Source organism: Amycolatopsis sp. NPDC059027, assembly GCF_042739735.1.
Classification (GTDB): domain Bacteria; phylum Actinomycetota; class Actinomycetes; order Mycobacteriales; family Pseudonocardiaceae; genus Amycolatopsis.
In genome coordinates this window covers 1-4,706 of the sequence record NZ_JBHYIK010000086.1, presented here as the reverse complement: position 1 = coordinate 4,706, position 4,706 = coordinate 1, and the positions used below count along the sequence as shown (strand labels likewise).

4 protein-coding genes are annotated in these 4,706 nt (G+C 69.0%); 1 reads left to right on the top strand and 3 read right to left on the bottom strand.

What is annotated here, in order from left to right; genetic code table 11:
• Nucleotides 1-149: 149 nt before the first annotated feature.
• The 3 genes from ACFWY9_RS38805 to ACFWY9_RS38795 all read right to left on the bottom strand — a co-directional run bounded on the left by ACFWY9_RS38805 (nt 150) and on the right by ACFWY9_RS38795 (nt 3,686).
• Complete coding sequence (locus ACFWY9_RS38805) at nt 150-833, bottom strand: LPXTG cell wall anchor domain-containing protein (protein ID WP_378341238.1); 684 nt, start codon at nt 831-833, stop codon at nt 150-152.
• 278 nt (nt 834-1,111) lie between these two features.
• The gene (locus ACFWY9_RS38800) at nt 1,112-2,632 is read right to left on the bottom strand and encodes an amino acid permease (RefSeq protein ID WP_378329319.1); all 1,521 of its coding nucleotides are present in this window, start codon (nt 2,630-2,632) and stop codon (nt 1,112-1,114) included.
• A gap of 139 nt (nt 2,633-2,771) precedes the next feature.
• Nucleotides 2,772-3,686: a cation diffusion facilitator family transporter gene (locus ACFWY9_RS38795; protein ID WP_378329320.1), complete on the bottom strand. Its 915-nt coding sequence runs from the start codon at nt 3,684-3,686 to the stop codon at nt 2,772-2,774.
• 228 nt (nt 3,687-3,914) lie between these two features.
• On the opposite strand from ACFWY9_RS38795, the gene ACFWY9_RS38790 reads away from it, so the two are divergent.
• The coding region (locus ACFWY9_RS38790; protein WP_378341237.1) for a BTAD domain-containing putative transcriptional regulator at nt 3,915-4,706 on the top strand (792 nt) is incomplete at its 3' end.

Below are 4,706 nucleotides of genomic sequence, written 5' to 3'. Positions count from 1 at the left end.
GGCGGGGGCGGGGGCCCCCCCCGGCCGGGCACCCCCGCCGCGGGGGGGGGGTCCGCTGGCGCCCCTCTGGGGCGAGTCCCCCCCCCTGCGCTGAAGGGGACTTTCCTCGCATCCGATGCGAGGAAAGTCCCCTTCAGCTCACGTCAGGACTACTGAGCGCGGCGACGCAGCTTCAGCAGCGTCAGCAGGCTCCCACCGCCGAGCAGCAACAGCGCGCCGACCCAGATGAGCCAGCCGTTGTCGAAACCGGTGTTCGCCAGGCCGCCGCCGTTGGCCCCTCCCGCGTCGATCGCGGGGGCCGGGACAGCGGTGGTGCTCGGCGCCGCGGTGTCCGAAGTGGACGGAGCGGCCGAGGTCGGGGCCGCCGAGCTGGTCGGAGCCTTGGTCGGCTCCGCGGGCTTGCTCGGCGACGAGGTCGGCTTGTCCGTCTTCGACCCGCACAGGAACCAGTGGTCGATCTTGGCGTCGCGGTTGTCGACGGTCTTCGGCGCCCGCAGTTCCTTCCACGGCAGGTCGGCGAGTTTGCCGGGCTCGTAGACGTTGTAGCCGTCCTTACCGCCTTCGACGACGATCGCGGTGACCTTCACGCCCTCGCCGACGGCGGTGATGTTCAGGTACTTCTCACCGTCGCCACCGGTGAAGCTGACGTCCTCGTGGGACAGCTGTTCCTTCTTGACCTGCTCGCACTTCGTCACGCTGCCCGGGATGGGCTTCGCGCGGCCGTCGTCGGTGTGGCACGCGAACGCGGACGTCGCGGTCCCGAGCAGGGTGACGGTGGTCAGCGCGAGGACGCCGAGGGTGGCGCGGACCGGCCGTCTGGACATGACTGACATTCAGAACTCCTGTACCGAACGGGGAAGACAAGCGGGGAGGCACTGCACCCTCGCCGGACAACGAAGCCACTCTCAGTACGAATCACTCAGAGGTAATTAACCCGACAGAGGGACACAAGGCCCGGCAGGTATATCGCAAACGGGTCACCACGTTCACCCTCAGTGCGAGTAGCGCCCCGAACCGGAACCAGCCGGTTATCAACCCGTGACCCGTGTCACCTAAAAGAGGACGGCCCGCCGTCCCCGAAGGGGCGACGGGCCGTCCGCGTGGCGAAAACTCAGTCCTTGACCTCGACCGGGCCCGGCTCGCGAAGCCGCTTGCCGAGCAGGGAGTTCCGCTTGCTGTAGGCGAAGTAGACGACCACGCCGAGCACCATCCAGGCCAGGAACCGCAGCCAGGTCAGTACCGTCAGGTTCAGCATCAGCCACAGGCAGATCAGGATCGCCAGCACCGGGATCACCGGCACCCACGGCACCCGGAACGCCCTCGGCAGGTCCGGGCGGGTCTTGCGCAGCACCAGCACGCCCGCCGACACCAGCACGAACGCGAAGAGCGTGCCGACGTTGACCATCTCCTCCAGCTTGTCGGCCGGGAAGAACGTCGCCGCGATCGCGACCAGCGTGCCCACCAGGATCGTGGCCCGGCGCGGCGTCCCGCTCTTGGGGTGGCTCTTGGCCAGCCCGCGCGGCAGCAGGCCGTCCCGCGACATCGCGAAGATGATCCGCACCTGGCCGAGCATCAGCACCATGACGACCGTGGTCAGCCCGGCCAGCGCCCCGACCGAGATGATGTTCGCCGCCCAGTCGACGCCGTTGGCAGCGAACGCGGTGGCCAGCGTCTTGTGGCTGCCGTCGCCCGCCGACGTCGCCAGGTCCGTGTAGGGCACCATGCCGACGACCACGAGCGACACCGCCACGTACAGCACGGTGACGATGGCCAGCGAGCCGAAGATGCCGCGGGGCACGGACTTCTGCGGGTTCTTGGTCTCCTCGGCGGTGGTCGCGACGATGTCGAAACCGATGAACGCGAAGAACACCAGCGAGGCCGCGGCCAGCAGGCCGAACACGCCGAAGGAACTGCTGGCGCCGCCGGCGAGATGGGAGAACAGCGACTGGTCGACACCGGTCTCGGCGCTGCCGCCCGTGGTGCCCGGTGGGACGAACGGCTGGTAGTTGGCGCCCTTGATGTAGAAGAAGCCGAGCACGATCACGAACAGCACGACCGCGACCTTGATCCCGGTGATCACCATCGAGAACCGGGAGGACAGCTTGGTGCCCAGTGCGAGCAACATGGCCAGCGCGGCGACGACGATCAGCGCGCCCCAGTCGACGGTGAGCCCGCCGATGTCGAAGGAGGTCTTGGTGCCCTTGCCGAAGATGTAGCCGAGCACCGTTTCCAGATACAGGGACCAGCCCTTCGCCACCGCGGCGGCACCGACGGCCAGCTCCAGCACCAGGTCCCAGCCGATGATCCAGGCCGTGAACTCGCCGAACGTGGCATAGGAGAAGGTGTACGCGCTGCCCGCGACCGGCACGGTCGAAGCGAACTCGGCGTAGCACAACGCGGCGAGCGCGCAGGCGATCGCGGCGATGACGAACGCCACCGAGACCGAGGGACCCGCGAAGTCACCCGCGGTACGCGCGGTGAGCGTGAAGATCCCGGCGCCGACGACGACCGCGACGCCGAACACCGTCAGGTCCCAGGCACTGAGGTTTCTTCGGAGCTTGGTATCCGGCTCGTCGGTGTCCGCAATGGACTGTTCGATGGACTTGGTGCGCCACAAACCCGTCCCGGGCAACGTTGACCTCCTCAGACCGCATGTATCGCGGTGCGTCACCCTAGCGCGTGACTCCGCTCCACACCTGGCAGGAGGGATTAATCGTCGTCTTTCAGGGGGTGTTGGGGCATTTCCGGCTCGGGCACGACCTCGTCGGCCATCAGCCGAGGTGCCGGTCGAGGTCGGGTTCGAGGTAGATCAGGGAGGCGACCGGGATCTTGGCCCGCACCCGCGCTTCGGCGTCGTCGATGGCGGTAGCGACCTCCGCCGTGTCGAGGCCGGGGACCAGCGCGAGCTTGGCGGCGACGAGCAGCTCGTCGGGGCCGAGATACTGGGTCCGGATGTGGATCACGCGCTCGACCTTGCCGGCCGCGAGCTCGTCCACGATGGTGGCGAGTTCGGTCTCGGTGGCGCCCTCGCCGATCAGCAGGCTCTTCATCTCGATGATGAGGATGGTCGCGATGATCCCGAGCAGCACGCCGATGAGCACCGTGCCGACGCCGTCCCACACCGGGTCGCCGGTGAGCACCGCGAGCCCGACGCCCAGCAGCGCGAACACCAGGCCCAGCAACGCGCCCGCGTCTTCGAGCAGGACCACCGGCAGCTCGGGCTCGCGGGCCTGGCGGATGAACCGCCACCAGGTCGCCTTGCCCTTGATCTTGCGGGACTCGCCGATCGCGGTCTTGAAGCTGTAACCCTCGAGGCAGATCGCGACCAGCAGGATGACCACCGCGACGACCGGCGAGCTGAGCGGTTCCGGCTCGATGATCTTGTGGATGCCCTCGTACAGCGCGAAAGCCGCGCCGAGGGTGAACAGCAGCAGCGCGACGATGAAGGAGTAGAAGTACCGGTCCCGGCCGTAACCGAACGGGTGCTCCGCGTCGGCGCGCCGCTTGGACGTCTTCTGCCCGAGCAGCAGGAGTCCCTGGTTCGACGTGTCGGCCAGCGAGTGCACCGACTCCGCGAGCATCGACGACGAGCCCGTCACCAGGAACCCGGCGAACTTCGCGACCGCGATCCCCGCGTTCGCGCCGAGCGCGGCGATGATCGCCTTGGTCCCGCCTCCAGCTGACACGGTCGCTCCCCATATCGTCTGCCCTGTTTGCCGGGTTGGAGCCTAGAGGGCACGTCCGCGCGTCTCGCGCGAGGCCGCCGCCCGGCGGGTCGTTACCACTGGGTAATCGGGCCCTGACCTGGGGTCACGCGTTTTTGTCGGTGGTGGCCGCTAGCTTCGTCCCTGCTCGGTTCAAGACCCAGGACGACCACCGTTAGTCTCGATCGCCCAGCACCGGAGGGGGAGGTGATGACCATGCGCTTCGGCGTGCTCGGACCGCTCAGCATCGAAAGCCCGCCAGGGCACTGGCCCGCGCTGCGCGGGGAACACCAGCGCACCCTGCTGGCGGTGCTGCTGCTCGACGCCGATCGGCATGTCCCGGCCGGCAGGCTGGTCGACGCGCTCTGGCCGGACGGCCCACCCAAGTCCTACACGTCGAACCTGCACACCTACGTCTCCCGGCTACGCGCCAGGATCGAGGGCCTGCGGGTGGAACATTCGGCCCGCGGCTACCGGTTGCGGGCCGGGCCGGACGAGCTGGACCTGCTGGCCTTCCGTGCCGAGGCGGCGCTCGGCAGGGAGGCCGCGCGCACCGGTGACCCGGCCGTGGCGGCGAAGCATTTCCGGCAGGCACTCGCCCAATGGCGGGGTCCGGTGCTCTCCGGGCTGCACATTCCCTTGCTGGACGCGGAAATCGCGCGGCTGGAGTCGGAGCGGCTCGCCGTGTTCGAGGACTGTGTCGACGCGGAGCTGTCCACCGGCCGCCACGGCGAGCTGACCGGCGAACTACAGGCGATGATCACCGAGCACCCGCTGCGGGAAAGGCTCGCCGCGCAGCTGATGATCGCGCTCCACCGCGCGGGCCGCCAGGCCGACGCGCTCACCGTCTACCGGGGGCTGCGCGCCACGCTGATCGACGAGCTCGGCGTCGAACCAGGCGCCGAAGCCCGCCGGGTGCACGCGGCGGTGCTGCGCGGCGAAGATCCCGTCCCCCAGGGCCTCACCGTCGCGGCTCCGCCGGTGTGGCCGCTGTGCCAGCTG